The sequence below is a fragment of the Micromonospora sp. NPDC005237 genome (assembly GCF_040607775.1).
Lineage (GTDB): Bacteria > Actinomycetota > Actinomycetes > Mycobacteriales > Micromonosporaceae > Micromonospora.
Genome location: NZ_JBEXHJ010000002.1, coordinates 652,819 through 677,995 on the forward strand (window position 1 = coordinate 652,819; position 25,177 = coordinate 677,995).

The following is a 25,177-nucleotide window of genomic DNA, read 5'->3' on the forward strand; positions in this document are numbered from 1 at the left end:
GAGGGAGCACGAGCGTGAGCACGTGGGACATCTCCCCCGGCGGAGTGCGCGACGTCCTGACTCGCACACATGCCGCGGCCACCCCTTTCGAGGGGCAGATGACGAGCTTGAACTCGGCGCTGGAGGGATCCGCGACCGAGTCCAGTTCGGAGATCGTGGGCCAGGCACTTCAGGGCTTCGTGGAGTCGATTCGGACGGATCTCGAGTTCGTGTTCACTCGCACGGGGGCGTGCATGCAGGCTGCGGCGCAGGCGACGAACGCCTACGTCGAAGGTGATCTGGAGATGGCGGCGAACGCGCAGCGCAGCGCAGCGGCCGCGCCCGACCCGTCGGCCACGATGCCGGGGCCGGGCGGTCGGGCGGTGCCCCGATGATCAACCCGGGGGAGATTCCGCAGATCCCCGGCAACATGGACGCGCTGGCCACCCACGCCCAGACCATCCGGACCACCGGCGGCGACTTTGCCAACACTGGCCAGGCGGTCGACAGCACCTGGCAGGGGCTGGCGGCCGTATACAAGGCGCCGGAGGCGGAGCAGCTCTTCGCCGCCACCGGCCCGGTTCGGACGGTCTCGGCCTCGGTCGGCGAGGACGTCCAGGCCGTCGGGGCCGCGCTGGCCACGTACGCCACCGAGGTCAAGGAGATCAAGGCCCAACTCGCGGCGCTGAAGGGCCAGGCGGAGCAATTCGTCGGCTCGGTCAAGGACGACGAGGACTGGCGCGAGGACGAGGGCAAGGTCAACCAGCACAACGGCCTGATCACCGCGGTGAACACACAGGTGGCCGCGTTCTTCGAGGCGCAGCGCAAGTGCGCCAACACGATCAACGCGCTGTACGGCGGCCGCCAGTACCGGGCCGACAACGCCGACGGCCAGGCCGACGACGGCGAGTACGGCTTCACCGCCGACACGCTAAACGCCGCTGCCGGTGAGGACGGTGCCCTGCCCTGGGGCAGCAACGAGGAGCACGATCGTGGACTCCTCGGTGACGTGGGGGCGTTTTTCGTCGGCATCGGCGAAGGCTTCGTCACCATGCTGGAAGACCTGGGCGGCCTGATCGGCCGGGATCCCGTCACCGGTGAGTGGAGCTGGGGCACCGCCGGCCAGTCGTGGCTGGGACTCGGCAAGTTCGTGTGGGCGGTCTCGATCTACGTCAACCCGGTGACGATCGTGATCGACCAGACGGTCGGCATGCCGTTCATGGAGAAGCGTGAGGCGGGAAACCTCCTGCTCAACGCGGGCAAGAGCATCATCGCGTACGACACCTGGGGCGAGGACAAGTCGAAGGCGGCCGGCATGGCCACGTTCAACATCGTCTCGGCGGTCGTGGGTACGAAGGGTGCCGGCTCCGGGCTGCGTGGTGCGGGTGCCGCCGTCAACGGCATCCGGGGCAGCGCCACCGCCGCCCGGATCGGCGCCGCGCTGGTCCGCACGGGCAACTGGCTCGACAAGCTGCCCACCGTCGGCGAGGTGGCCATCAACGTCGCCAAGAAGTTCGACATCCAGATTCCGCGGCTCGGGCTGGTGCCGGCGATCGCCGGCGACGTACCGCTCGGGCGTGGCTTCGAGGTCGAGATGCCCAACGTTCGCGGTGGCGACGCGATGCACATGGACGGCGGCAACGGCCCCGGCGGCGGCCCACACGGCGGGAACGAGCTCGGTGGACACCCGTCGGGTGGGAATCACCCGGGCGATGGGGGCGCACCAGGCGACAACCCCCCAGGCACCGATCCACCCGGTCAGCATCAGCCAGGTAATGACCCGCCGGGCAGCGATCCGCCGGGTAATGACCCGCCGGGCAACGATCCGACGGGTAACGACCCGACGGGCAATGACCCGCCGGGCAGCGATCCGACGGGTAATGACCCGCCGGGCGGCGGGGCCGGGCAGGACGTGTTCGATGCGCTCGACCCGGCGGAGCAGCAGCGTCTCATCGACGACGTGATCACGGACTCGAACAAGGACTTCCCGATGACCCGCGAGAACGCAGAAGCGGTGCTCCGCGGAGGTCCACCGGGTACCACTCCGCACGTCGCAGGCGAGGGTGTCCAGGGCGGGGATGTCCAGTTCGTCGATGCGGACGGCAATACGGTGCTCGCCCGGGAGAACAAGTCGATCGCCGGGGGGTACAACTCCTTCAACAAGGAAGTTAAACACGCTGCTCTGGAACAACTCGATGGTTCGGGCGAGGTCTGGGTGCAGGTCCGGCCGGGTACCGATGTGGAGACCTGGATCCGTAAGTTCCAGGGCAGCCGTGCGCCGGAACGTCTGGCTGAGTACGCCAAGGTTGAGGTCATTTTCCGGGACCCCGCTGGCAATGTGCTGGGTGAGTACAATCTGGGCACCAAACTGCCGCCCCGGCAGTGACCGATGACGACTGTCTCGCTACGCGGAGGGGAGTGACGTGAGCATCTCGAGCTATCTCGTGTGTCCGTCGCGCAAGTTGATAATTGGGCTTGGCAAGCGGCTCAGAGACGAGAGTGGCACGGTTACCGGGTTCTCCATCGGTAACCATTTGACCTCCGAGGATCCGCAGCTCACTCAGGTGCTCTGGAAGTTCCTCGCCGAGACTGCCGGTGCCGAACTGGTCGTCAAGTTCAGCGACGACCCGGAGTTCGAGGAGATCGCGGGGTACCGCGAGATCGGTGGGGATGAGTACGACGACGTCTCGTTCGAGGATTACCTGCGCGGACAAACCTAGGGTCGGTGCCGGCTCGCGAAGCAGAGATGGTGCCTTGAAGGGGCCCTTGCACCGATTTGCTGGCCGCCTTCGCCAGTTTCCCTCGTGGCTGGCGGAGGCGGAAGGGATGCCTTGGTATGTCACCAGCAGTAGGTGACTTCCTCAGGCCCTATGGAGTTGATTTTCCTGTGACCGGTCCCTGGGTTGCCCCCGAAATGCTGGCTGCCGTGCCAGTTCCATGGCGGCTGGCGGATCCCGTCGAGCGTGGGAAGGCGGCGCGCGAGCTGCCACCCGGCCCGCAGCAGCAGGTCGAAGCCCTACGGGCGTTGGAGACGTGCCTCGCCTACCTGGTGGACGTCCGGGACCGTTGCGGCGACGAGCCCGACTGGGGGCATCCCAGGGCGTTCTTCGATGACTACTGGTTCATCCTGTACGCACGGCTGAAGCAGTCGATGCCGACCCTTGCCGACGTCACGCCCGAGAGGGTGCGCGACTGGGCCGAGGCTTACCTGGACCCGGAGGACGTCTTCGGCGTCACGTGGACGACGCCACCGGACGGGGTCATCGACAGCATTGGTCGATCATGGGTCTTCTTCATCCTGCAAGGCGCGACGGAGAGTCTGGTCCGCTGGTTCCGCCGCGTGGGGCCTGATCACCTGGACGATTCGGTACGAGCCCGAGTGGTCGACCTGCTCAAGGCGGCCACACCTCGTCTGCCGTGGCGTCTGACGATCATCACCATCCCGACGATTCTGGATCTCGGCGGCCCGGAGGAGAAGGGCTACTTCGATCGTCTGGCAGACGATCCGGGCCTCCACGAGAAGACCCGCGCCGAGGCGGAGAGCGTGAGCTCGTTCATCGACCGCCAACACGAGCCGCTCTAGCGGGGGATGTTCCGGCCGTAGCGGCACAGCACCGCGCTGCCGCGCCGACCTATGAAGATCCGCTGCTCGCGCAGACTCTTTGGAAGTTTCTCGCCGACACCGCCGGTTCCGAGCTGGTCGTCAAGTTCAGCGACGACGAGGAATTCGAGGAGATCGCGAGCTACCGCGAGATCGGCGCGGACGAGTATGAAGGCATCAGGATCGAGGACTATCTACGCGGAGGAGTGTCGCCCTGATGCCGGACTACGTAGAAATATATTTCGGGTCGACCGATGACCGGGACCGGGTGGCCGGCAAGGTGAGTTCCGCCCTGGGTATCCCCTTCGAGCCGTCCGACAAGCCCTACGCCGACTACCTGGGCAAGACCGAGGACCTGGCGCTCGACTTCAAGGTGGGTCACGAGCTGGAGGACGACGCGGGGATCCCGTTCGAGGAGATGCCCTATGTGTTAACGGTCCGGGATTTCCGTCGAGGTCAGTTGGACGAACCCGCCGCGAGAAAAATGTTCGGTGAGTTGGAAGGACTGGGCTACCGGCCCCTGTACCTCGTCAGAGGTCTCCAGGAGATTCTCGCGTCCATCGACTGAGCCGACGGTCAGCGGGGGACGTTCAGGCCGTACCGGCGCAGCACCGCGCCGAGCGTTTCGTACGGGGCGCCGGGGCCACCGTCGAGTCGATACCACCACGCGCGTCGGGCGCCCCGCCCCAACGGGCGGCCCATGACCACCTCGTGCTCGGACTCGACGGGGTTCTCCTGGTGGCCGACCAGGATGCCCCACGGCAACGCCGGCATGCTCGGCGTGCTCGACCGCAGCCCGCCGGTCCGGCCCGGATGGACGGTCACGATCATGCTGCGGGCCGTGCCGGCCAGCTTCTCGGCGAGCCCTTCGATCGTCGTCTCGTCGACGGACGACAGGGCAGGGCCGGCCAGCCGGAGTTGTTCGCGGATGCCGACGTCGACCCGCTCGACCGTCAGGACCCCGAGTGTGGCGGACCTGCCCCCGCCGCCGACGACGGTCAGGCTGGTGGGTGCCGGCGCGCGCGTTCGACAGAACGCCGTGAGTTCGTGGCGCGACCACGGCTCCGTGACCGGTTCGCCGACGCCCCACCCGGCCGGATCGCCGCCGGTGAGGGCGCGGATGGCGGCTTCGGTGCTGGCACCGAGTCGCAGGGCCTCGGTGGCGGGGTGCAGGGTGACGATCTGGATCTCCAGGCCGCCTGTCCACGGTGCGTCGGCCGGCGGCGAACCGGCGGGCTGCGAGGCGTCGGCACTGGCGAAGCGCTGACCGTCCCAGTGCAGCGGGAGGCCGGTGAGCCCGTCGCGGTACTGGCCGCCCGCCCGCACCACCCACTGCCCCCGTGCCTGGGCGAGCATCATCTCGAGCGGGTACGTGATGACGCCGTCCGCCGGCGTGACGACCTGGAGCAGCAGTCCGTCGCGTACCGCGTCGACCGCGGCTTCCGCGAGCCAGGGTGCCAGGCCGACCACCGCGCGGTCCTGGTGGAGAACGACGGCCCGGTCGGTGATCGTGTCGGTCGCGCCGTTCATCGGCTCATCCATGTCAGCCCTCCCGTGATCTCGACCAGTGCGGCGGTGAAACGGCGGGCCACGTCCGCGGCTTGCGGGTCCGCCGCGGGTGCGCGGCTCTCCACCCACCAGACCCGGCCGCCGAAGGAGTCGTCGAGCGGAAGACCGAGCAACCGCTCGGCCTCGCCCGGCACCTGCACCAGGCGCGCGGTCTCGACGCTCAGGAGCAGACGCCCGTCACCGGGGTCGAACAGCCGCACCAGCCCGGCCGCCTCGACGGTGTCCATCTTCAGCTCGGAACCGGCCGCGAGCAGGGCACCGAGCATCGCGGCCGGATCGGGCTCGGCGCGGCACAGCGCCACCGTGTCGAATGTCATCAGTGCTCCTTCGTCTGGCCGGCGAACGCGGTCTGCACCATGCGGGGGCCGTCGCCGGGGCGGATCAGTTGCGCGCGTCCGGTGGGCAGGACCATGGGGCGCACGCCCGAGAACAACTGGCCCTCCGTCCGGTCGCCGGACATGAGCAGGCTCAGGCAGCCGGCCTCGCGCACGGCCAGCGGGAACGGCTCGAACAGACCGCGTGAGGCGCCGGCCACCCGGCGGGCCATCACGACGTGCAGCCCGGTGTCACGGCCGGCCGCCACGTACGGGACCAGCGCGCCGAGCGGCTGCGTGGCCGACGCGGCCAGGATTTCGTAGTCGTCGATGAGCAGCACGATGCGGGTACGCGCCGACTCGGACGACCGCCGTTTCGCCAGTTCGTCGCACACCGCCCTGGACAGTTGCTGGGCGAGCGCCGCGTTCGGGGCGTACCCACCGCAGTAGGAGTCGGGCACCACGTCGGCGAGTACGCCGCGAGGGTCGAACACCGCGAAGACCAGCTCCTCGGACGTGTACTGCCCCATCAACTCCTCGGCGACCAGCCGCAGCAGGTTCGTCTTTCCGGTCCGGAGGTCCCCGAGGACGAGGAGGTGCTGGTCGCGGCCGAACAGGTCGAGAACGGCGGGGGAGAAGTCACTCTCGTAGCGACCAAAGGGGACCACGCCGTGGCCGGCGGGAGTGCCGGCGAGGTCGGCCACGGGGAGTACGGCGGGGAGGACCCGGACGGGTGGCGGCAGTGCTCCCGTCCAGGCTGCTCGCACCAACCGGGCGGCTGCGACCAGACCGGCGTTGGCCGGGTCCGGAACCCCGTCCAGTCGCGGGAGCGCCACCTGGGCGAACAGCTTCTCACTGGTGAGAGCCCGGCCAGGCTGGTCCGGTGGGACGCCCCGAGCCTGCCTGCCGTCGATGCTCGACTCGGCGGGCTCGGTGAGCCGCAGCTCGACCCGGTTGGCGAAGGCGACCTGCTGCGCGGCACGGACCTCGTTCCACCGCCGTGCGGTGCCGATCACGTGGATGCCGTAGCGGCCGCCCCTGGCGAGCAGGTCGTGCACCTTGGATTCCAGGCTTTCGAACTCGGCGTTGAGCTGGCCGTAGCCGTCGATCAGCAACACCACGTCGACGCAGCCGACCTCGGTACGCACGCTCTCGTCGGCGCCTCGCAGGTCCTCGACCGTGTCGAACTGGTGTCTGCTGAATACGCGTTGCCGCCGGGCGAGCATCGCGTGCACCTCGTCGACGACGCGGCGGACGCGCTCGCGGTCCTCGCGGTTGGCGACGCCGCCGACGTGGGGGAGCCCGGCAAGCCCCGAGAGGCCGTTTCCCAGCAGGTCGATGCCGTAGATGCCGACGTCGGTGGGGCGATGGGTGGTGGCCAGGCCGAGCGCGAGGGTACGCAGCACTGTCGTCTTGCCGCTGCCGGGCCCGCCGAGGACGAGCAGATTGCCGCCGCTCCCGGCGAGATTCAGCACCCAGGGGCCCTGCCATTGACGGGCGGGATCGTCGAGACGGCCCAGCGTAACCGGCAACCCGACGCCGGGGCGCGACCCGGTTCCCAGGCGTACGCCGTCCGGTGTGGTGCTCACCCCGCCGCCAGCCTCGTCGAGGGTGAGCATGGGTGGCAGGGGCGGCAACCAGATCGCCGGGACCCGCTGCCCGCTCGCCGCCAGCTGCCCCACCACTGTCGACAGCAGGGTCGGTCCGGTGGTGCGCCGGGAAGCCTTCGGCTCCTCGGGCACGCTCTCGTCGGCGTCGGTGCGCGCGGTGCCGAACACCGGCATCGGCTTCGCCAACGGCCCCACGATCGGGGCGAGTTCGGCGTCTGCGCCGTTGCTGAGCGGGCCGGAGACGTAGGCGGCCTTGAACCGCTGGTAGATCGACACGTCGACCTTCAGGTAACCGTTCCCGGGCAACGGCGGCAGGTGGAACGCGTCGACTGTGTCGAGGACGGTCCGCGACTCCATCTCGGTGAGCGTCCGTAGGCCGATCCGGTAGGCGAGATAGTTCTCCAGGCCGCGCATCTTGCCCTGTTCGACGCGCTGGCTCGACAGCAGCAGGTGCACGCCGATCGACCGCCCGATCCGCCCGATCCGCAGGAACAGGTCGATGAACTCGGACTTGGCGGCGAGCAGTTCGCCGAACTCGTCGATGAGCACGAGCAGGTGGGGCAGCGGGGGCAGGTCGGTGTGCTCGCCCTGCGCCGCGCGGAGCAGGTGGTACTCGGTGATGTCGGTGACCCTGCCGGCGTCGGCGAGCATCTGCTGGCGGCGCTGCACCTCGCCGTCGAGGCTCGTGTACATCCGTTCCACCAGCGCCGCGTCGGCGACCAGGTTGGTGATCAGCCCGGCCAGGTGCGGCAACTCGCTGAACGGCGCGAACGTGGCCCCGCCCTTGTAGTCGACGAGGACCATCGCCATCCGTTCCGGCGGGTGACTCGCCGCCAGGGCGAGCACGAGCGTGCGCAGCAGTTCGCTCTTGCCCGAACCGGTCGCTCCGACGCACAGCCCGTGCGGCCCCATCCCGAGCTGCGCGGCCTCCTTCAGGTCGAGCAGCACCGGACGCCCCGCCGGGTTGACCCCGATCGGGACGCGGAGGAAATCCCGCTCGCCCCGCGGCCGCCAGAGGTCGACCAGATCCAGGTTCGTGGGGTCGGACAGGCCCAACAGGTCCTGGAAGTCGGCCGGTGGCGTACCGGTGCCGTCGTCGTAGGAGTCGGCGGACAGCCGCAGCGGGGCGATGCTGCGGGCCAGGCCCTCCACGAGCGGGCCCGGTGCCTCGTCGAGGGTGCCGCGTACGGTCACCGGCGGGGACGCGGTCAGATCCTCCAGGGTGACCGAGTCGCCGTCGACGGTGATCCGGCGGGAGACGTCGCCGGGTTCGTGCAGCCGGTCGGCGAGCAGGTGCACCACGGTGACGCCGAGGCTGGCCAGACCGACCGTCTGGTCGGGGCTGGCCAGCACGCGGGCGAGCTCACCGTGTGCGTCGTCGATGACCAGCAGCCGTGGCCGGGCCTTCGCCTCCGTACGCCCGACACCGTGCCGGAACGACTTGAGCGCGCTGGTGGTCCGCTCCTCCAGATCCTCGCTGAGCAGTTCGACGAGCGTCTGTACGGTGGTGACCAGCAGCGGGGTCGGGCCGGACGGGCCGATCGAGGTCCGGTCGAGCAGATGTGGCAGCCACCGTGCCCAACGCCAGGTCCGGGCGCGCTCGGGGGTGGTGATGATCGCGAGCGTCACGTCGTCGGGGGCGTGGAACGTGGCGACCTGCACGAGGATCGCCCGGGCGAGGGCGACGGCGTCCGCGTAGTTCGGCGTTATCACGCTGACATCCCCGGCGCAGTCCAGGTTCGCCCGCAGCGGCAGCCCGGGTACCAGCGCGAATCGGCGGATCAGTGAGCGCGCCTCGTGACGCATGAACGGATCGAGCGGATTGGTGGGCGTGCTCTGCTCGCGTAGCTCGATCGTGCGGACGGGCAGCGAACCCATGCCCAGCCGTACGTGCAGAAAGTCGATGTCGGCGCGTCGGCGTTCCCACAGTCGGGCCGGGCTGCGGATCACGTCGAGCAGCCGATTCACCGGCGGGTCGAGGAGGTTCGCCTCCTCCCGCAGACGCTGCTCGGTCTCGCGCAACTGGTCGCGCAGTTCCTCCAGGTAGTCCTGGTAGCGCTCGCGCTGTGCCCGGCGCTGCCGGCCGGCCTTGCCCAGCTGGGTGAGGTACATCGCCCCGGCGGCGCCCAGCGCCGCCACCATGACCACGGCGCCCAGAGCCGCGAAGCCGGAGCCGCGCAGGAACATCATCATGCTCATCGCCACCCCGGCGCCGGCCATGGGCAGCAACGCCTGGAGCCCCATCGCGGACTTGCCGTCGGGCAGTTGCGGTGGCGGGTCCAGCACGAGTGGATCCATCGCGGCCATCGGGCGGGCCATCCGGGCGGGGCGGTGCACCATGCGCGTCGACATGCGGGGGGCCTCCGGTCACATCCGCCGAGCGCGACTCAGCGCCAGCGCGGCGGCGCGGGTCGCCTCCACGAGCGTCGCCTCGCCGATCCGCGACGGGGTGATGAGCGCACCGGCGGCCAGGTGACGGTCGTAGGGCAGCACCACCACCGGTACGCCGGTCTGCTCGATCAGCTCACGGGCGGCGTCGTGGATCAGCGTCGCGCGGCCGTGCGGGTTGCTCGCGCTCAACACGACGATCACGCGCTCCAGCCATGACCCGTAGCCGTCGTCGACGATCCGGCGCAGCGTCTGGTAGGTGCCCCGAACCCCGTCGGGTGTCGCCGCCGCGACGAGCACCACCGCGTGCGCGTCGGCCATCACCCCCGCCGGGGTACGGGCCTCCAGGCCGGGTGGGCAGTCGGTGACGGTGACGGCGAAGAGACGCGACAGTGCGCGCGTGACAGCGGTGCACAGGTTCGGGTTGGTGGTGCCGCTCGGCAGTACCCAGAGACCTGTCCCGGTGCGTGGGAGGAGTGGTTCGAGGTCGCGCAGGTCGCCGCCCCGGCCCGCGAGCAGTCCGGGTGCCAGTCGTTGCAGTGACGGGTCGCTCGGGGCGCCGAGCCGCCAGGTCAGCGAGCCGTCGTACGGGTCCGCGTCCGCGGCGAGCACCGGATCGGCGCGACGCGCGGCGAACACCGACGCCAGCAGCGCGGCAAGCGTGGATTTCCCCGCGCCACCCTGCACGGAGGCCACCGCGATCCGCCGGCCGGTGTGCACGGGTGCCTGCACCTCGGCGGCGAGGTCGGCGAGTTCCCGGGTCTGCCGGCCGCTGGCGAACATCCGGCTGGCGCTGCGCCACGTACGCCGTAGCGCGGAGTCGCCGGAGGGGGGCCTGCGCGCGATCGACAGGTCGTCCGGCTCCGACGCCGGCGGGTCGGCCGGCGGCGCGGTGCGCGGCACCGGTGGAGCGCTCATGCCACCGCCTCAGTCAGAAGGTGTCGAGAAGTCGCGAGTAGAGCCCGAACACCCCGACGGCGACGGGCACCAGCGCCATCACCGTCAGGGCCTCGACGCGATCGGCGACCTGCCGGCCTCGCGCCAGGACGTGCGGCGGCGGCCGGTACGCCAGGATCGCCAGGGCCACCGCGCAGACGCCGAGTGCCGCCACCGCCGTGCCCCACCACGTGCCGGGCCGCTCCCGTACCCAGCACAGCAGCAGGCCGCCCGCGATGGTCAGCGCGCCGGCCACCAGCGTCACCACCTCGGCCGCCAGTGGGAAGGCGCGCATCCGCAGCAGCAGGGCGCCGGCCACCAGGGCTGCCAGCACCAGTCGCCACGGGCCCGGCGTCGACGCGAGGATGAGCCCGGCGAGCGTCGCCGAGGTCGCCGCCGCGATCGCCGCGATGGCCAGCCCGCGATGCGCGGAGTCCACTGCGGCCTGTACCGATACCCGGCTCACCGGCTCGTCGTTGCTGCGGCGGTCGTCGAGACGGGTGAGGCCCGATGTGATCATCGCGATCCGCGGCAACAGCCCCAGCACGCCCACCGACGCGATCGCCAGCACCGCCGCGACCCGCTCGGCGGGCATGCCGAGCAGCAGCGGCACGCTCCAGCCCGCGACCAGGGCCAGCATCGTGCCGCCACCGAGGACGCCAGCGCGCCCGTTGCCCGTTACGGCACCCACCGCGACGACGGTGCAGCCGATCACCACGGTCCACAGTGCCCACCGGGGGGTGCGGGTGTCCGTCCAGCCGGGCACGGCGGTCATCACCATCGCGGCGCCGCTCAGGAGCACCGCCACCCCGATCCTGCGTCTGCCCACCATCCCGACGAGGAGGCCGGCGAGGGCGACCGCGCCGCCGACGACGCTGACCGCGGCAGGCCCGAGGTGCGGGCCGGCGAGCAGTGCCGCCACCGCGGCGGCCACCAGGCAGGCGGTGGTGGCGGTCCACGTACGGGGGAAGTCACCCCACCGGCCGCGCCGCCGGATGAGGTCGTCGCCGACCTCGTCGGAGACATCGTGGACGATCGCCGCCGGCGGTGCCTCGGAGATCGGGTCGACCCGCAACAGCGCGCCGTCCGGCACGGCGGCCTGCCGAAGGCTGCCGGCCGGGTCGAGCACCGTGCCGTCGAGGGTGCTGATCTGGTAGCCCCGCGAATCGTCAGTCGGCGGGTGGCCCACCAGCGCGACGACCTCGGGCAGCAGCAGGCCGAGCGGCTCGTCGGCGGGCAGCACGAGGTCGATGCGTCGGTGTGGCCCGGCCAGGGTCACCCGACTGAGGTGACCGGCGGAGGCGAGGGTCCGCGGTTGGGTCATCGCAGACCCGTGGGTTGGATCGGTGCCGGGTTGCGGGCCCTCTGCTGCTCGGCGACGACGTTCTGAAGGAAGGACCAGCCGACACACACGGCGCAGGCCACCGCCGCCAGCACGAGACCGGTACGCAACCACCGGAACCCGTCACCCGTGGCGCGGACCCGGCGCTGCCTGCCCCACAGCAGCAGCTCACGCATGCGGGCGCGACGAACCGCGACCGACTCGATGAGCTGCGTGTCGAATTCCCGAGCCACGGCTCGATTCTATCCACGGCCGCTAATCCGATCGGGGGACGTGATCTCGCGGGTGCCGGGTCGGCACGCCGCGACTGCGCGCTGATGGTGACTGTCGCAGCCGCGTTCTATGGTGGCCATACCTCAGAGATCCCGGAGCGTCAGCCCATGACATTTGCGCCCCTGACCATCAGTCTGCCCATCGCCGACCGCACGACCTCGTACCACTTCTACCGCGACGGTCTCGGCCTCGAAGCGGTGGGCGAGCTGGCCGACGACGGAATCCCGGAGCCGTTGCAGTTCGTGGTCAACGACGGGCTGCGCCTGATGCTCGTCCCGACCGGCGGCTTCGGGTGGGTGATCGGCCCGCGCGAGGTCGCCCCGAGGGGGCAGAGCGAGTGCCTGCTCGCCCTGGGCGCCGCCACCGAGGCCGACGCGGGGGCGATCGTCGAGCGGGCGGGCGCCGCGGGCGGCGAGGTGGTCGCCGAGCCGACCACGCGACCCTGGGGGTACGCGGGCGTCTTCGCCGACCCGGACGGTCACCTGTGGATGGTGTCGGTCACCCCGGGGTGACCGGCGCGGAGGCTCTGGCGCTGCGGCGAGCCCTCGTCGAGCGCGACCCGGGAGGACATCCACGAGTTGACCGCGCCCGGTTCGGTTCGTGGCCGGAGACCGGCTCCGGCATCTCCCGCGAGTCGTTCGGCAATCCGTCCGGCTGGTCGAGCTGACCGGCCTGCGTCAGACGTAGATCTTCGTGGCGTACTCCGGGCCGTAGTGCCTCTCCAGGTCCTCCAGGCTCTCGGAGGGCGTCTCGACCTCCTTGATCAGGCGGGCGCGGGACGGCAGCACGTCGGGCTGCCAGGTCTCCGGCTGCCACAGCGCGGACCGCAGGAACGCCTTCGCGCAGTGGTAGAAGATCTGCTCGATCTCCACCACCACGGCGAGTACCGGTCGGTGCCCCTTGACGACCATGTCGTCGAACCAGGGCGCGTCGCGTACCAGTCGGGCCCGCCCGTTGATGCGCAGCGTGTCGGTGCGACCCGGGATCAAAAAGAGCAGCCCGACGTGCGGGTTGTCCAGGATGTTGCGGTAGCCGTCGGCGCGCTTGTTGCCTGGCCGCTCCGGCAGCGCGATGGTCGTGTCGTCCAGCACCAGCGCGAACCCGGCCGGGTCGCCCTTGGGCGAGACGTCGCAGCTGCCGTCCGCGCCGGCCGTCGCCATCAGGCAGAACGGCGCGGCGGCGAGCCACTGCCGGTCCCGCTCGTGCAGGCGGGCGCGATCCTTGTTGGCGGCGCGCGCGCTCGGCGTGCCGAGCAGCTCGCGCAGTTCCTCGTGCGAAGTGATCTCCACCGTCACGCGATCCTCCCCCAGCCGTTGACCCGGGTGGCGGCGCCACCGTCGCCAGCCTAGGCCCGCGTGGCCAGCGCGAGGTTTGCCCCCGGTCGCCCGGGGTACGGCCTCACCCGACACGCCCGCCGCTCGTACCGTCCGCAGATGAAGCCGACCAGTGGAGGCCGGGAGATGGAGAGCCGACTCAAGGTGCTGGGGCACCCAGTCCACCCGATGCTGGTCATGTTCCCGGTCGCGCTGCTGGTCACCGCGGTGCTCTTCGACATCATCGACACGGTCGGCGGGCCGGACTTCCTCGGCGAGGTCGCGTACTGGAACATCACCGTCGGCCTGATCGGCGGCCTGCTCGCCGCGGCGGCCGGCTCGTTCGACCTGCTGGCGATCCCGACCGGCACCCGCGCGAAGCGGGTGGGTCTGCTGCACGCGGGCGCCAACGTCGCGGTGATCCTGCTCTTCGCCGCCGTGTGGGTGGTCCGGCTCAACGCCGACTCGCGGGCCGCCGGCGGCGCGCTGATCGCCATCGAGGTCGTCGCGGTGGCGATCCTCGGCATCAGCGCCTGGCTCGGTGGCGAACTGGTCGACCGGCTCGGTGTGGGCGTCGACCGCGACGCCGGTCTGGATGCGCCCAGCTCACTGCGGCCCACCACGGCCACCCGGCGGATCGGAGACGTGCGATGAGCGAGCAGCAGCAGACCGGCGGTTTCGGCCGGGGGTGGCGCGGCCGGCAACAGGGCTGGGACCCGATGGGCGAGTTGCAGTCGCTGCGCGCCGAGCTGAGCCGGCTGGTCGGCGGCCGGGCCGGGTCGTCCGACGTCGAGCTGACCGAGACCGCGGACGGCTGGCAGGTCGTCGTCCGGCTGCCGGGCGTCGCGCCCGAGGAGGTGGCCGTCGAGCTGGACGACCGCGAGCTGTGCGTGCGGGCCCGCTCCGAGGCGGAGGTCAACGCCGATCAGGGCATTCCCGGGGGCTTCGAGACGCGCGGTTTCGAGTACCGCATCGACCTGCCGTCCCGGGTCGACCCGGAGGGCATCGACGCGGTGATGGACCACGGGCTGCTGCGCGTCCGGCTGCCCCGGGCGGCGCGACCCACGGCGCGCACCATCACCGTCGGCCGCGCCGGGCCGCGCTCGGGCGGCCTCTCCGGTGGTACGCCGATAGCGGCCGATCCCGCCGCGGACCGGGAGCTGCACCACCCGGACAGCGTCGGCGAGATCGACCGGGAGTAGCGCGCCACGTGGTCACCCCGTCCCTGCTCGGCCCGACGGCGGGGCGAGTCGAAGACGTGCGCCGGATCGCGGTGCTGCGCGCCAACGCCCTCGGCGACTTCATCTTCGTTCTGCCGGCGTTGGACGCGTTGCGCGCCGCGTACCCCTCGGCGGAGATCGTGCTGCTCGGGGCGCCGTGGCACGCGAAGCTCTGGCGCGACCGGCCCGGCCCAGTGGACCGGGTGCTGGTGGTGCCGCCGGGCCCCGGCATCCGGGAGCCGGAGGCCGGTGAGCCGGCGTCCACGATCGACGACTTCGTGGCGGCGGCCAGCGGCGAGGGTTTCGACCTGGCGGTGCAGGCCCACGGCGGTGGCGCGAACTCCAACCCGTTGATCAGCCGCCTCGGTGCCCGGGTGACGGTCGGGTTGCGCGCCGAGGACGCGCCGCCGCTGGACCGGTGGGTCCGCTACGTGTACTACCAGCACGAGGTGATCCGCTATCTGGAGGCGGTGGCCCTGGTGGGCGCTCCGGCGACCACCATCGTGCCGACGCTCGCGGTCACCGACGCGGACCGGGCCGAGGCCGAGCAGGTGCTCGGTCCGCCGGCCCGCCCTCGGGTGGCGCTGCATCCGGGCGCTTCCGACACCCGCCGCCGCTGGCCGGCCGAGCGGTTCGCCGAGGTGGCCCGTGCGCTGCACGGCGACGGGTACGAGGTGCTGGTGACGGGTACGCCCTCCGAGCGGGAGGTGGTGGACCAGGTGGCCGCGGCGGCGGGGGTGCCGGTCCGGCCGCAGGTGGGCACGCTCAGTCTCGGCGGGCTGGCCGGCTGCTACGCCGGTTGCGCGCTGGTCGTCTCCAACGACACCGGCCCGCTGCACCTGGCCGCCGCGGTGGGCACGTCGACGGTGGGCATCTTCTGGGTCGGCAACCTGATCAACACGGCGACGCCGTTGCGTGGCCGGCACCGGCCGATCAGCTCCTGGACGGTGCACTGCCCGGTCTGCGGCGTGGACTGCACGCCGGGCATCTACCCGCACCGGCCGGGTGACGGCGAGTGCCCGCACCGCGACTCGTTCGTCATCGACGTGCCGGTGGCCGAGGTGCTGGAATCGGCCCGCGAACTGCTCAGCCCGTAGGCGGCGCTCAGGCCGGCTGTGGGGTGTCCTCGTCGGCGAGGACAACCTCCCACGCCTCCACGTCCCGTTCGGTGACCGTGGTGGGGGTCTCCAGGTGGTAGGCGCCGCTGGGCAGGATGCCCGCCCCGCCGTGGCGGGCCAGCACCGCGAGCTGGGCGGCCACGTCCTCGCCCTGGTGTCTCTCGTGCACCCGCCGCCAGAAGTCGAAGCCCCCGGAGTCGACGAGCTTGGCCCGGTCGTAGAGCACGCATCCGCCGATCCAGGACACCTTGTACGCCCGCCACGCGCCCGGCGGCAGCGCCAGCTCGGCGGTGACGTGCAGCAGGTTGGCCGCCGAGTGGATGCGGGCCCGGTCCCACTCGGCGGTGCCCGGCCGGATCCGCTCCGGGACGGGCCGCCCGGCCCACTCCTCGTAGTGCCGGTGCGTGTCCGGTCGTACGTCCTCGGTGTACGACAGGCCGTGCACGCCGTTGCCGACGAACCCGCAGTCCAGCTCCTCGATCGCGGTGACCAGCCGGTGCAGCGCCCCGGGCTCCAGCCAGACGTCGTCGTCGAGGTTGAGCACGTACCGGGCGGAGGACGCGGCGAGCAGATAGGCGCGGTGCTCGGCCAGCCCGCGGCGCGGCAGCCGGCGGGTCAACAGCACCGGGTGGCCCGCGTGGCGTAGCGCCCGGACCATGGTGGCCGCGGCGGGGTGGGCGTACGCCGGATCGCCGTCGGACTGGTCGCTGACCACCACGCCGAAGCCGGGAACCCCGCCCTGGGCGGCGAGCCCGGCCAGGGTGACGGCCAGTTCGGCGGGCCGGTTACGGGTCGGGACCAACACGTCGACCAGCCGGTCGGCACGGAACTCCGCCGGGGTGCCGAGGGCGAGGGGCCGGTTCACGACGCCTGGGTGCGGGGGCTCAGCGACGGGTCGGTGGCGTGCGACGACGGGTCCTGGCTGTGTGACCGGATCCGGTCGATGATCGCCGAGGTGGACCGGTCCGGCACGTACCCCAGCGTGCGCACCTGACCGCCGAGTCGGCGTACCAGCGGCGCCTCCGGCACCAGCTCCGGCGGATAGTCGCCGCCCTTGACGTACACGTCGGGCCGGACCGCCTCGATCAGCGCGGCGGGCGAGTCCTCCTCGAACACCACCACGTGGTCCACGCAGGACAGCGCGGCCAGCAGGGCGCCTCGGTCCTCGACCGGGTTGACCGGTCGGTCCGGCCCCTTGAGCCGGCGTACGCTGCCGTCCGAGTTGACCGCCACGATGAGCAGGTCGCCCAGGGCGCGGGCCTGTTCCAGGTAGCGCACGTGCCCGGGGTGCAGCACGTCGAAGCAGCCGTTGGTGAACACCACGGACCGGCCCGCCTCGCGATGCTCGGCGACGATCGCGTCCAGTTCGTCGGTGCCGACCACCGCCGGGTGCCCGACGGTCTCCGGTGGCATGTCGAGGGCGGCGAGCAGGTCGTTGCGCAGGCACACGCAGGTGCCGGTGTCGGAGACGGTGATGGTGGCCGCGAGCTGGGCGAGTTGCGCGGCGGTGGGCAGCGGCGCGTCGGCGGCCAGGGCCAGCGTCATCGCCGCCAGGTACGCGTCTCCCGCGCCCACCGCGTGGCTCGCGGGGACCGGGGTGCTGTGGCTGCGTCGCCGTTCCCCGTCCGCGCCGCCGACCACCGCGCCGTCGGTGTCCAGGGTCACCGCGACCACGTCCGCGCCGGTGTGCGCGCGCAGCTCGGCGAGGCGCGACTCGGCCAGTACGGCCCGGTCCACGCCCGCTCCGGCCTCGGTGTTCACTGTGACGCCGGTGCCGGTGACGCTGAGGCCGTCGCCGGTGAGGGCCACCCGACCCTCGCTCGGGGTGGGCTCGCCGACCGGGCCGGGCCGGTCGTCCGCGCGGGCCCCACCCGGAGCGGCGCCGACGCTCAGCTCGGACGGCCCGTCGGCCGGATCGTTGTCGGGGTGTTCCAGGTGCAGGTCGGTGCCGGCGGTCGAACGGTTCGGGCCACCGGCACGGGCCAGCAGCCGGGTCGCCTCGGCGAAGCTGGGGGTGACCACGGTCGGCGCGAGCCCTCGCCAGTCGGCGAGGTCGTGGGCGTCCAGCGCGACCGTGGCGTACCGCTCGCGCTGTTCGACCAGCCACGCGCGGACCGGCGCGGACAGCGCACCCAGACCGTAGTCGCAGACCACCAGGGTCGGCGCCTCTCCGCCGGCAGCGGCGCGCAGCTCCTCGGTGGCGCAGTCCAGCGCCGTGAGCAGCTGGTCCACCCCGTCCGGGTCGAGAGCGTCGTCCGCGTCGCCGGAGTCCTCCCGGAGCAGGATCTGGTTGCCGGCGAGCATCCGCCGCTTCACGGGGGTGGGCCGACCGGGCTGGTTGACCGTACGGTCCCAGACGCCGGCCCGGTCCAGACAGTCGTGCAGTTCGTCACCGGCGACGTCGGCGCCGACCGGCGCCACCAGCACGGCCCGACCGCCGAGGGTGGCGACGTTGACCGCGGTGTTCGCGGCCCCACCGGCGGCGGAGATCCGTCGGCGCAGGGTGAGGACCGGGGCGGGCGCCTCCCGGCAGAGCCGGTCGGAGTCGGCGAACCGCCACTCGTCCAGCATGGCGTCGCCGACGATCAGGACCGGGCGCCCGAGCCAGCTCTCCACGACGGTGGCGAGCCGGCGCTGTTCCGCTGCTGCTCCTGCCATGCCTCCCCGGGTCCCCAGCGGCCCTCCGGACAAACCCCGCGCCGGGACCGGCTGCGCCGCGGGTCCGCGACCTTTCGTCCCACCCTCGTCGACGGGGTGCCCGTCGTACCGACGTGGGGTGTTTCGGGCGTTGGAGGCCGGGAAGGGAATTGCGGTACCCCGGAGAGGAGATGTACCGAGATGGCAGCGACACTGCAGGGCAAGAGGATCGCCTTCCTGGCCGCCGACGGCGTCGAGGAGGTCGAGTACGTCCAGCCGCGCGAGGCGGTCGAGAACGCCGGCGCGACTGCCGAGCTGGTCTCGCTCAAGGCCGGTTCCATTCAGTCCTTCAACCACCTGGACCAGTCCAAGACGTACGACGTGGACGTCACCGTGGACAAGGCGGACGCCGCCGGGTACGACGCGCTGGTGCTGCCGGGCGGGGTGGCGAACCCGGACTTCCTGCGGTCCGACCCGGACGCGGTGCGGTTCGTGAAGGTGTTCTTCGACGCCGGCAAGCCGGTCGGGGTGATCTGTCACGGCCCGTGGACGCTGATCGAGGCGGACGTGGTCCGTGGCCGGCGGATCACCTCCTGGCCCAGCCTGCGCACGGATCTGACCAACGCCGGCGCCACCTGGGTGGACGAGGAGTGCGTGACGGACGGCAACCTGACGAGCAGCCGCAACCCCGACGACCTCCCCGCCTTCTGCGCAAAGATCACCCAAACCTTCGCCACCCCCTGACCCCCCACCCCCACCCTGTTGATCATGAAGTTATTGCCGGCTCACCCGGCGTGTCGTGGCAACAACTTCATGATCGACCGGGGTGGCGGCGGGGTGGCGGCGGGGTGGCGGCGGGGTGGGGGTATGGGACCGGTGGGGTTTTTCTCGGGTATCGGGCATGTTCTCCGGTGGTCGGGAAAGAGGGCTTGATGACCACCGAAGCCTCTGCCGCGCCGGTACTGAATCGCCAGCAGATCCGGCTGCTGATGCTGGGCCTGATGACGGGCATGCTGCTGGCCGCCCTCGACCAGACCATCGTCGGCACGGCCCTGCCGACCATCGTCGGTGAGCTGGGTGGAATCAACCACTACTCGTGGGTGGTCACGGCGTACCTGCTCGCCTCGACCGCGTCGACCCCGCTGTACGGCAAGATGGCCGACCTGTACGGGCGTCGCCCGGTCTTCCTCTTCTCGATCGGCACGTTCCTGCTCGGGTCGCTGCTGGCCGGCCTGTCGCAGAACATGACCCAGCTGATCGTCACGCGGGGCATCCAGGGGCTCGGTGCCGGTGGTCTGCTGACGCTGGCGTTCACGATCATCTCGGACGTGGTCTCACCTCGGGAGAGGGGCCGCTACCAGGGTCTGTTCGGGGCGGTGTTCGGCATCGCGTCGGTGGCCGGCCCGCTGGTCGGTGGGTACTTCGCCGAGACCGACTGGCGGTGGATCTTCTACATCAACGTGCCGCTGGCGATCCTGGCCATCGTGGTCTGCTACCACGTGATGCGGCTGATCCCGTTCGAGCGCCGGGACCACGCGATCGACTGGCTCGGCGCCGGCCTGCTGGTGGCCGCGGTGAGCTGCCTCCTGCTCGCGCTGAGCTGGGGCGGAAACGAGTACCCGTGGGGTTCCGGGCTGATCATCGGCCTCTTCGTCGCCGGTGCGGTGCTGGCCGTGCTCTTCGTGCTCCAGGAGGCGCGGGTCGCCGAGCCGATCCTGCCGCTGCGGCTGTTCCGCAGCGCCACGTTCGCGCTGGCCAACTCTGCCGGCTTCGTGCTCGGTCTGGTGATGTTCGGGTCGATCATCTTCATCCCGCTGTACCTCCAGATCGTCAAGGGCGCCTCGCCGACCCGCAGCGGTCTGCTGATGCTGCCGATGATGGCCGGCATCATCGTGACCTCGATCCTCACCGGCCGGGCGATGAGCCGGATCGGCCGGTACAAGTGGTTCCCGGTGGCCGGGGCGGTCACCCTGCTGGTCGGCATGCTGCTGTTCACCCGGTTGCAGGTGGGTACGTCGCTCTGGGTGGCGTTCGGCTTCATGGTGGTGATCGGCGTCGGCCTCGGTCTGTGCATGCAGTCGCTCGTCCTCGCGGTGCAGAACGCGGTCTCCGTCCGCGACCTGGGCGCCGGTACCTCGTCGGCGACGTTCTTCCGGTCGCTGGGTGGTTCGTTCGGGGTGGCGATCCTCGGCACGGTGCTCTCGTCGCGGCTCAACTCGCAGCTCGCCGACCGGTTGCCCGGTGCGATCGCCCAGCTTCCACCGGAGCAGCGGGCCGCGGTCGCGGCGAGTGGCGGCACGAACATCTCGATCAACGACCCGGCGACCATCATGGCCCTGCCCGGCGCCGTCCGGGCCGCCATCCAGGCGTCGTTCGTGGAGTCGCTGCACCTGGTCTTCCTGACCACCGGGCTCGTCGCCATCGTGGCGGTGCTGGTCACCCTGGCGATGCCGAACAACGAGCTGCGGGGTGCCGGTCCGCAGGGCGCCAAGGGCGGGGCCGACCCGCTCGGCGGTGAGGCTCCGGCGCCGGGCGGCAAGCCGCTGACCCGCGAATCCAAGGACGAGGCGGCCGCCGACATGGAGGCCAAGTCCCAGACGATGATCTGACCGTCCTCGGCCGATCGCCGGGACGGCTCCGCGACGACGGGCACACTCCCGAATGAGCGGTGCCCCGTCGCGCTCCGACTCCAGCCAGATCAGACAGCTATTTCTGGAACATCACCGAAGCGACGGCCCACCGTGCCGTCAAGGAGTTGCACGAGCGCACACCACCGCCCTACTTGAGGATCAGCCGGTTGGTCTGCTCGAAGACGTCCAGGTCGGCCAGGGTTTCCAACACCGATCCGGAGAGCGGTGTGGGGAACCTGTCGCGGGGGAAGAAGCCGGCGTCGGTGGTCTCGTCGGTGACCCGGGTCAGCTGCCCGTCCCACTCCTCGACCTTGAACGCGGTGGTGAAGACCTGGTACGTGTGCCCGTACATGTTGGTGCTGGTCCGGTCCGGGCCGGTGTAGAGGGCGAACGCGCAGACCCGCAGCGCCCGCAGTCCGGTCTCCTCGCGGACCTCGCGGACCGCGCAGTCGGCGATCGACTCGCCCAGCTCCATGGCCCCGGCGGGCATGGCCCACTGGCCGTTGTCCGATCGTTGGATGAGCAGGATGCGCCCCGCGTTGTCGCTGACCACGGCACGGGCGCCGACGAACATCAGCGTCCGGTCCCCGGCGAGCGCGCGCAACTGCCCCACGTATGAGTCGGCCCAGGAGATGCTCACCTGCGACAATTTACGGGGGTTCCCAACGTGTGACCGCCGACACTAGCTTGTTACCCATGCGTAGCACGATGATGGACGCCCCCCTGCAGGTCTCCCGGATCCTCGACCACGGCGCAGGGGTGCACGGCACGGCCGAGGTGGTCACCTGGACGGGCGCCGAACCCCGCCGGATGACGTACGCCGAGGTGGGCCGCACCGCCGCCCGGTTGGCCCACGCGCTGCGCGACGAGTGCGGCGTCACCGGCGACGAGCGGGTCGCCACCTTCATGTGGAACAACAACGAGCACCTGGTGGCCTACTTCGCGGTGCCGAGCATGGGCGCGGTGCTGCACACCCTCAACCTCCGGCTCTTTCCCGACCAGCTCACCTACATCGCCAACCACGCGCAGGACCGGGTGGTGCTGGTCGACAGCACGCTCATCCCGCTGCTGGCCAGGGTGATCGGCGAGCTGAACACGGTGCGGCACGTGGTGGTGGTCGGCGGTGGCGACCCGGCCCCGCTGGTGGCGGCCGCCGGAGACCGGATCACCGTGCACCACTGGGACGCGCTGCTGGCCGACCGGCCCGAGGTGTACGACTGGCCCGAGGTCGACGAGCGCGACGCCGCGGCGCTCTGCTACACCTCGGGCACCACCGGCAACCCGAAGGGCGTGGCCTACTCGCACCGGTCCATCTACCTGCACTCGTTGCAGGTCTGCATGCCGGAGGGCTTCGGTCTCGGGCCGACCGACCGGGAGCTGGCCATCGTGCCGATGTTCCACGCCATGTCCTGGGGCCTGCCGTACGCGGCGTTCCTCTCCGGCGCGTCGTTGATCATGCCGGACCGGTTCCTCCAGGCCGCGCCGATCGCCGAGATGATCGCCGCCGAGCGGCCCACCCTGGCCGGCGCGGTGCCGACCATCTGGACCGACCTGCTGGCCTACCTGGACAGCCACGAGGTGGACACGTCCTCGCTCACCGAGGTGATCGTCGGTGGTTCGGCCTGCCCGCCGGCGTTGATGCACGCGTTCGACGAGCGGCACGGGATCGACGTCATCCACGCCTGGGGGATGACCGAGATGTCGCCGCTGGGGTCGGTCTCCCGCCCGCCCGCCGGGGCGACCGGCGAGCAGGCCTGGCGCTACCGCTACACGCAGGGTCGCGTGCCGGCCGGGGTGCAGGCGCGCATCGTCGGGCCGCTGGGCGAGCCGCTGCCCGCCGACGGCACGGCCGTGGGCGAGTTGGAGGTCCGCGGGCCGTGGGTGACCGCGCGGTACGTCGGTGACGACGCCCCGGATGAGGAGAAGTTCCGCGACGGCTGGCTGCGTACCGGCGACGTGGGCATGCTCTCCTCGGACGGGTACATCACGCTTACCGACCGGGCGAAGGACGTGATCAAGTCCGGCGGCGAGTGGATCTCGTCGGTGGAGCTGGAGAACGCGCTGATGGCGCACCCGGCCGTGCTGGAGGCGTGCGTGGTGGGCGTGCCGGACGAGCGGTGGGACGAGCGGCCACTGGCGACCGTGGTGGTCCGCGAGGGTGCGTCGGTGACCGCCGAGGAGTTGCGGGACTTCCTGGCCGGTTCGGTCGCCCGGTGGCAGTTGCCCGAGCGGTGGGCGTTCATCGACACGGTGCCGAAGACCAGCGTCGGCAAGTTCGACAAGAAGGTCGTCCGTTCGCGGTACGCCGACGGTGAGCTGACTGTCCGGGAGCTGACAGCACCGTAACGTTTTACCGGGCACTGTCGCCTGTTGGGCAGAGGAGTACTCCTGACATTCCTCCCCAGGGGCGGCCCCGGCGTTCGCACCGCGCCGGGGCCGCCCGCTCCACACGGGGTGATCCCGCACCGTCATTGTTGCGAAACTTGTTCGCGTCTGTCCTGATGACGGGGAAATCGGGTGTCCAGCGACCCGTTCAGGCGTCGCTGGTGGTGATCAGCACCTTGCCCACCGCCGAGTCCTCGACCGCCTGGTGCGCGGCGGCCGTGTCGGCAAGCGGATAGTGGTGCAGCGGCAGACCGGCGTCCGCGCCGACCCGGAGGCCGCCCTGGTTGGCCGCCGCCGCCACGTCGATCACACCCTGCGCCTTGGCCGCCTTCGGCTCCGTGTAGACCAGCACGAACTGCCAGCGGGCGTTCGGCGCCATCATCGGCCGGATCGGGATGGTCACCTCGCCCCCGCCGTCGTCGGCGTACATGCAGACCGCGCCGCCGTGCCGCAGCACCTGGGCGTCGACCGCGGCGTTCCGGCCGGGGGAGACCTCCACGATCGTGTGGACACCGTCGGGGGTGATCCTGCGGACCTCCTCGACCACGTCCTGCTCTCGATAGTTGATCACGTAGGAGGCGCCGGCCGCCGCCGCGAGCTGTGCCTTCTCCGCGCTGCTCACCGTGGCGATCACCGTCGCGTCGGCCCAGCGGGCGAGCTGGATCGCCGCGTTGCCGACCGCGCCCGCCCCGCCCTGCACCAGCACGGTGTGATCGGCCAGCGCACCGGCGCGCAGCGCGTCGGGCATGAACTCGCCGGCCGTCAGACAGCGGTGCGCGGTGAGGAACGGGATGCCCAGGCTGGCTCCCAACTCGAACGAGGCGTCGCCCAGGGGAACCGCCTGCCGCACCGGCACCAGCGTGTACTCCGCCGCGGTGCCCCACGGCCGCTGCCAGGCCGCCTCCCAGATCCAGACCCGCTCGCCGATCAGCTCACGGTCGACCCCCTCGCCGACCGCCTCCACCACGCCCGCGCCGTCCTGCCCGGGGATCTGCCACCCGTCCGGCGGAGAGGCACGCCGCGACTTCCAGTCCGTCGGGTTCACCCCGGACACCGCCAGGCGGACCAGCACCTCGCCGGCCCCCGGCTCCGGCACCGGCCGGTCGACCAGCTCCAGCACGGAAGGGTCGCCGGTGCGCTCGTACACGATGGCTTTCATTCGTGGCTCCTACCCCGCTCGGCCCGCGTCAACCCAGCCCCTCCACCAGCTCCGGCGTCAACTCACCGATCGACCCCAAAGTCACGACCGCGAGCCCGGCGGCGTCCGGGTCGAGGGGGTACGACCCGTGGGGCACCGCCACCACCTTCATCCCCGCCGCCGCGGCCGACCGCACGCCGTTGGACGAGTCCTCCACGGCCGCGCAACGGGTCGGGTCGACGCCGAGGCGCCGCGCGACGGTCAGGTACACGTCCGGCGCCGGCTTGCCCCGCTCGGTCTCCTCGGTGGAGAGGGTCGCGCCGAACGCGCCGGTCAGGCCGGTGGCGTCCAGCGCCGCCGCGATCAGCCGGGTCGGCGACGAGCTGGCCAACCCCAGCGGCCACCGCGCGGCCAGCCGGCGTACGACCTCGTCGGCGCGGTCGATCAGCGGTACGTGCTCGGTGTAGCGCCGGGCCATCTCCCGCACCACCTCGTCGGCGACCTGCTCGGGGCTGCGGCGCACGCCCAGCTCACCGCTGAGGTAGCGGGCCCACTCCCCGGTGCTCATGCCCATCAGCCGGCGCTGGGTGTCCGGCTGCCAGGACCCACCGTGTGCCGCCACGTACGCCCGCCGGACCTCCTCCCAGACCGGTTCGGAATCCACGATCACGCCGTCCAGGTCGAAAACCACCGCATCCACCACGGGCCCATCCTGCCCGAGAGG

Annotated in this window: 24 protein-coding genes; 12 read left to right on the forward strand and 12 right to left on the reverse strand. The window is 71.5% G+C overall.

Annotated features, from left to right (window positions below):
• Positions 1-14 precede the first annotated feature (14 nt).
• The 5 genes from ABZT87_RS07995 to ABZT87_RS08015 all read left to right on the forward strand — a co-directional run bounded on the left by ABZT87_RS07995 (position 15) and on the right by ABZT87_RS08015 (position 4,148).
• Positions 15-374: a DUF6507 family protein gene (locus ABZT87_RS07995; RefSeq protein ID WP_355134369.1), complete on the forward strand. Its 360-nt coding sequence runs from the start codon at positions 15-17 to the stop codon at positions 372-374.
• Entirely contained in the window at positions 371-2,365 is a 1,995-nt protein-coding gene (locus ABZT87_RS08000; RefSeq protein ID WP_355134371.1) for a hypothetical protein, read from the forward strand. The genes ABZT87_RS07995 and ABZT87_RS08000 overlap by 4 nt, the downstream gene beginning before the upstream one ends.
• Positions 2,366-2,402: 37 nt before the next feature.
• Positions 2,403-2,699, forward strand: coding sequence for a hypothetical protein (locus tag ABZT87_RS08005; protein ID WP_355134373.1), 297 nt, complete (start codon positions 2,403-2,405; stop codon positions 2,697-2,699).
• Positions 2,700-2,866: 167 nt separating this feature from the next.
• On the forward strand, positions 2,867-3,562 hold the full coding sequence (locus ABZT87_RS08010) for a hypothetical protein (protein ID WP_355134375.1): 696 nt from the start codon (positions 2,867-2,869) through the stop codon (positions 3,560-3,562).
• A 235-nt stretch (positions 3,563-3,797) separates the two neighbouring features.
• The gene (locus ABZT87_RS08015) at positions 3,798-4,148 is read left to right on the forward strand and encodes a hypothetical protein (RefSeq protein ID WP_355134377.1); all 351 of its coding nucleotides are present in this window, start codon (positions 3,798-3,800) and stop codon (positions 4,146-4,148) included.
• A gap of 8 nt (positions 4,149-4,156) precedes the next feature.
• On the opposite strand, the gene ABZT87_RS08020 is transcribed toward ABZT87_RS08015, so the two are convergent.
• Genes ABZT87_RS08020 through ABZT87_RS08045 form a run of 6 tightly spaced genes read right to left on the reverse strand, consistent with a single transcriptional unit; the run spans position 4,157 to position 11,972 of the window.
• Positions 4,157-5,122: a DUF6177 family protein gene (locus ABZT87_RS08020; protein ID WP_355134379.1), complete on the reverse strand. Its 966-nt coding sequence runs from the start codon at positions 5,120-5,122 to the stop codon at positions 4,157-4,159.
• A complete protein-coding gene (locus tag ABZT87_RS08025) occupies positions 5,107-5,466 on the reverse strand; it encodes a hypothetical protein (protein ID WP_355134381.1) in 360 nt (119 codons plus the stop codon). The genes ABZT87_RS08020 and ABZT87_RS08025 overlap by 16 nt, the downstream gene beginning before the upstream one ends.
• The gene (gene eccCa / locus ABZT87_RS08030; RefSeq protein ID WP_355134383.1) at positions 5,466-9,425 is read right to left on the reverse strand and encodes a type VII secretion protein EccCa; all 3,960 of its coding nucleotides are present in this window, start codon (positions 9,423-9,425) and stop codon (positions 5,466-5,468) included. The genes ABZT87_RS08025 and eccCa overlap by 1 nt, the downstream gene beginning before the upstream one ends.
• Positions 9,426-9,440: 15 nt before the next feature.
• Positions 9,441-10,379 (reverse strand): hypothetical protein, encoded by a 939-nt coding sequence (locus ABZT87_RS08035; RefSeq protein WP_355134385.1) that lies wholly within the window; start codon positions 10,377-10,379, stop codon positions 9,441-9,443.
• Positions 10,380-10,392: 13 nt separating this feature from the next.
• Positions 10,393-11,721 carry a type VII secretion integral membrane protein EccD gene (gene eccD, locus ABZT87_RS08040; protein ID WP_355134387.1) on the reverse strand — a complete coding sequence of 443 codons (1,329 nt, stop codon included), beginning with the start codon at positions 11,719-11,721 and terminating at the stop codon, positions 10,393-10,395.
• Positions 11,718-11,972, reverse strand: coding sequence for a hypothetical protein (locus ABZT87_RS08045; protein ID WP_355134389.1), 255 nt, complete (start codon positions 11,970-11,972; stop codon positions 11,718-11,720). The genes eccD and ABZT87_RS08045 overlap by 4 nt, the downstream gene beginning before the upstream one ends.
• Before the next feature lie 147 nt (positions 11,973-12,119).
• Here ABZT87_RS08045 and ABZT87_RS08050 point away from each other — a divergent pair, with 147 nt between their 5' ends.
• The gene (locus ABZT87_RS08050) at positions 12,120-12,524 is read left to right on the forward strand and encodes a VOC family protein (protein ID WP_354854708.1); all 405 of its coding nucleotides are present in this window, start codon (positions 12,120-12,122) and stop codon (positions 12,522-12,524) included.
• Between the two features lie 165 nt (positions 12,525-12,689).
• Here the strand turns inward: ABZT87_RS08050 and ABZT87_RS08055 are convergent, their stop codons facing one another.
• Positions 12,690-13,307 carry a pyridoxamine 5'-phosphate oxidase family protein gene (locus ABZT87_RS08055; RefSeq protein WP_355134391.1) on the reverse strand — a complete coding sequence of 206 codons (618 nt, stop codon included), beginning with the start codon at positions 13,305-13,307 and terminating at the stop codon, positions 12,690-12,692.
• Between the two features lie 165 nt (positions 13,308-13,472).
• Between ABZT87_RS08055 and ABZT87_RS08060 the strand changes: the two genes are divergently transcribed.
• The 3 genes from ABZT87_RS08060 to ABZT87_RS08070 are packed head-to-tail and all read left to right on the forward strand — an operon-like array spanning position 13,473 to position 15,642.
• Positions 13,473-13,979: a DUF2231 domain-containing protein gene (locus ABZT87_RS08060; RefSeq protein WP_354854714.1), complete on the forward strand. Its 507-nt coding sequence runs from the start codon at positions 13,473-13,475 to the stop codon at positions 13,977-13,979.
• Complete coding sequence (locus ABZT87_RS08065; RefSeq protein ID WP_354854716.1) at positions 13,976-14,527, forward strand: Hsp20/alpha crystallin family protein; 552 nt, start codon at positions 13,976-13,978, stop codon at positions 14,525-14,527. The genes ABZT87_RS08060 and ABZT87_RS08065 overlap by 4 nt, the downstream gene beginning before the upstream one ends.
• Before the next feature lie 8 nt (positions 14,528-14,535).
• Entirely contained in the window at positions 14,536-15,642 is a 1,107-nt protein-coding gene (locus ABZT87_RS08070; protein ID WP_355134393.1) for a glycosyltransferase family 9 protein, read from the forward strand.
• A gap of 7 nt (positions 15,643-15,649) precedes the next feature.
• Here the strand turns inward: ABZT87_RS08070 and ABZT87_RS08075 are convergent, their stop codons facing one another.
• On the reverse strand, positions 15,650-16,528 hold the full coding sequence (locus tag ABZT87_RS08075; RefSeq protein WP_355065475.1) for a glycosyltransferase family A protein: 879 nt from the start codon (positions 16,526-16,528) through the stop codon (positions 15,650-15,652).
• A complete protein-coding gene (gene rfaE2 / locus ABZT87_RS08080; protein ID WP_355134395.1) occupies positions 16,525-18,321 on the reverse strand; it encodes a D-glycero-beta-D-manno-heptose 1-phosphate adenylyltransferase in 1,797 nt (598 codons plus the stop codon). Before rfaE2 ends, ABZT87_RS08075 begins: the two co-directional genes overlap by 4 nt.
• Positions 18,322-18,501: 180 nt before the next feature.
• Here rfaE2 and ABZT87_RS08085 point away from each other — a divergent pair, with 180 nt between their 5' ends.
• Together ABZT87_RS08085 and ABZT87_RS08090 are read left to right on the forward strand one after the other, a co-directional pair.
• A complete protein-coding gene (locus tag ABZT87_RS08085; RefSeq protein ID WP_355065479.1) occupies positions 18,502-19,044 on the forward strand; it encodes a type 1 glutamine amidotransferase domain-containing protein in 543 nt (180 codons plus the stop codon).
• Between the two features lie 188 nt (positions 19,045-19,232).
• Positions 19,233-20,909 carry an MDR family MFS transporter gene (locus ABZT87_RS08090; protein WP_355134397.1) on the forward strand — a complete coding sequence of 559 codons (1,677 nt, stop codon included), beginning with the start codon at positions 19,233-19,235 and terminating at the stop codon, positions 20,907-20,909.
• A 169-nt stretch (positions 20,910-21,078) separates the two neighbouring features.
• Here ABZT87_RS08090 and ABZT87_RS08095 read toward each other — a convergent pair whose 3' ends face one another.
• The gene (locus ABZT87_RS08095; protein ID WP_355134399.1) at positions 21,079-21,570 is read right to left on the reverse strand and encodes an NUDIX domain-containing protein; all 492 of its coding nucleotides are present in this window, start codon (positions 21,568-21,570) and stop codon (positions 21,079-21,081) included.
• Positions 21,571-21,626: 56 nt separating this feature from the next.
• On the opposite strand from ABZT87_RS08095, the gene ABZT87_RS08100 reads away from it, so the two are divergent.
• Positions 21,627-23,276, forward strand: a complete 1,650-nt coding sequence (locus tag ABZT87_RS08100; RefSeq protein WP_355065481.1) for a fatty acid--CoA ligase — start codon at positions 21,627-21,629, stop codon at positions 23,274-23,276.
• Positions 23,277-23,463: 187 nt separating this feature from the next.
• On the opposite strand, the gene ABZT87_RS08105 is transcribed toward ABZT87_RS08100, so the two are convergent.
• Complete coding sequence (locus ABZT87_RS08105) at positions 23,464-24,474, reverse strand: NADPH:quinone reductase (protein ID WP_355134401.1); 1,011 nt, start codon at positions 24,472-24,474, stop codon at positions 23,464-23,466.
• Positions 24,475-24,502: 28 nt separating this feature from the next.
• Positions 24,503-25,156, reverse strand: a complete 654-nt coding sequence (locus tag ABZT87_RS08110; RefSeq protein ID WP_355134403.1) for an HAD family phosphatase — start codon at positions 25,154-25,156, stop codon at positions 24,503-24,505.
• Between the last annotated feature and the right edge of the window lie 21 nt (positions 25,157-25,177).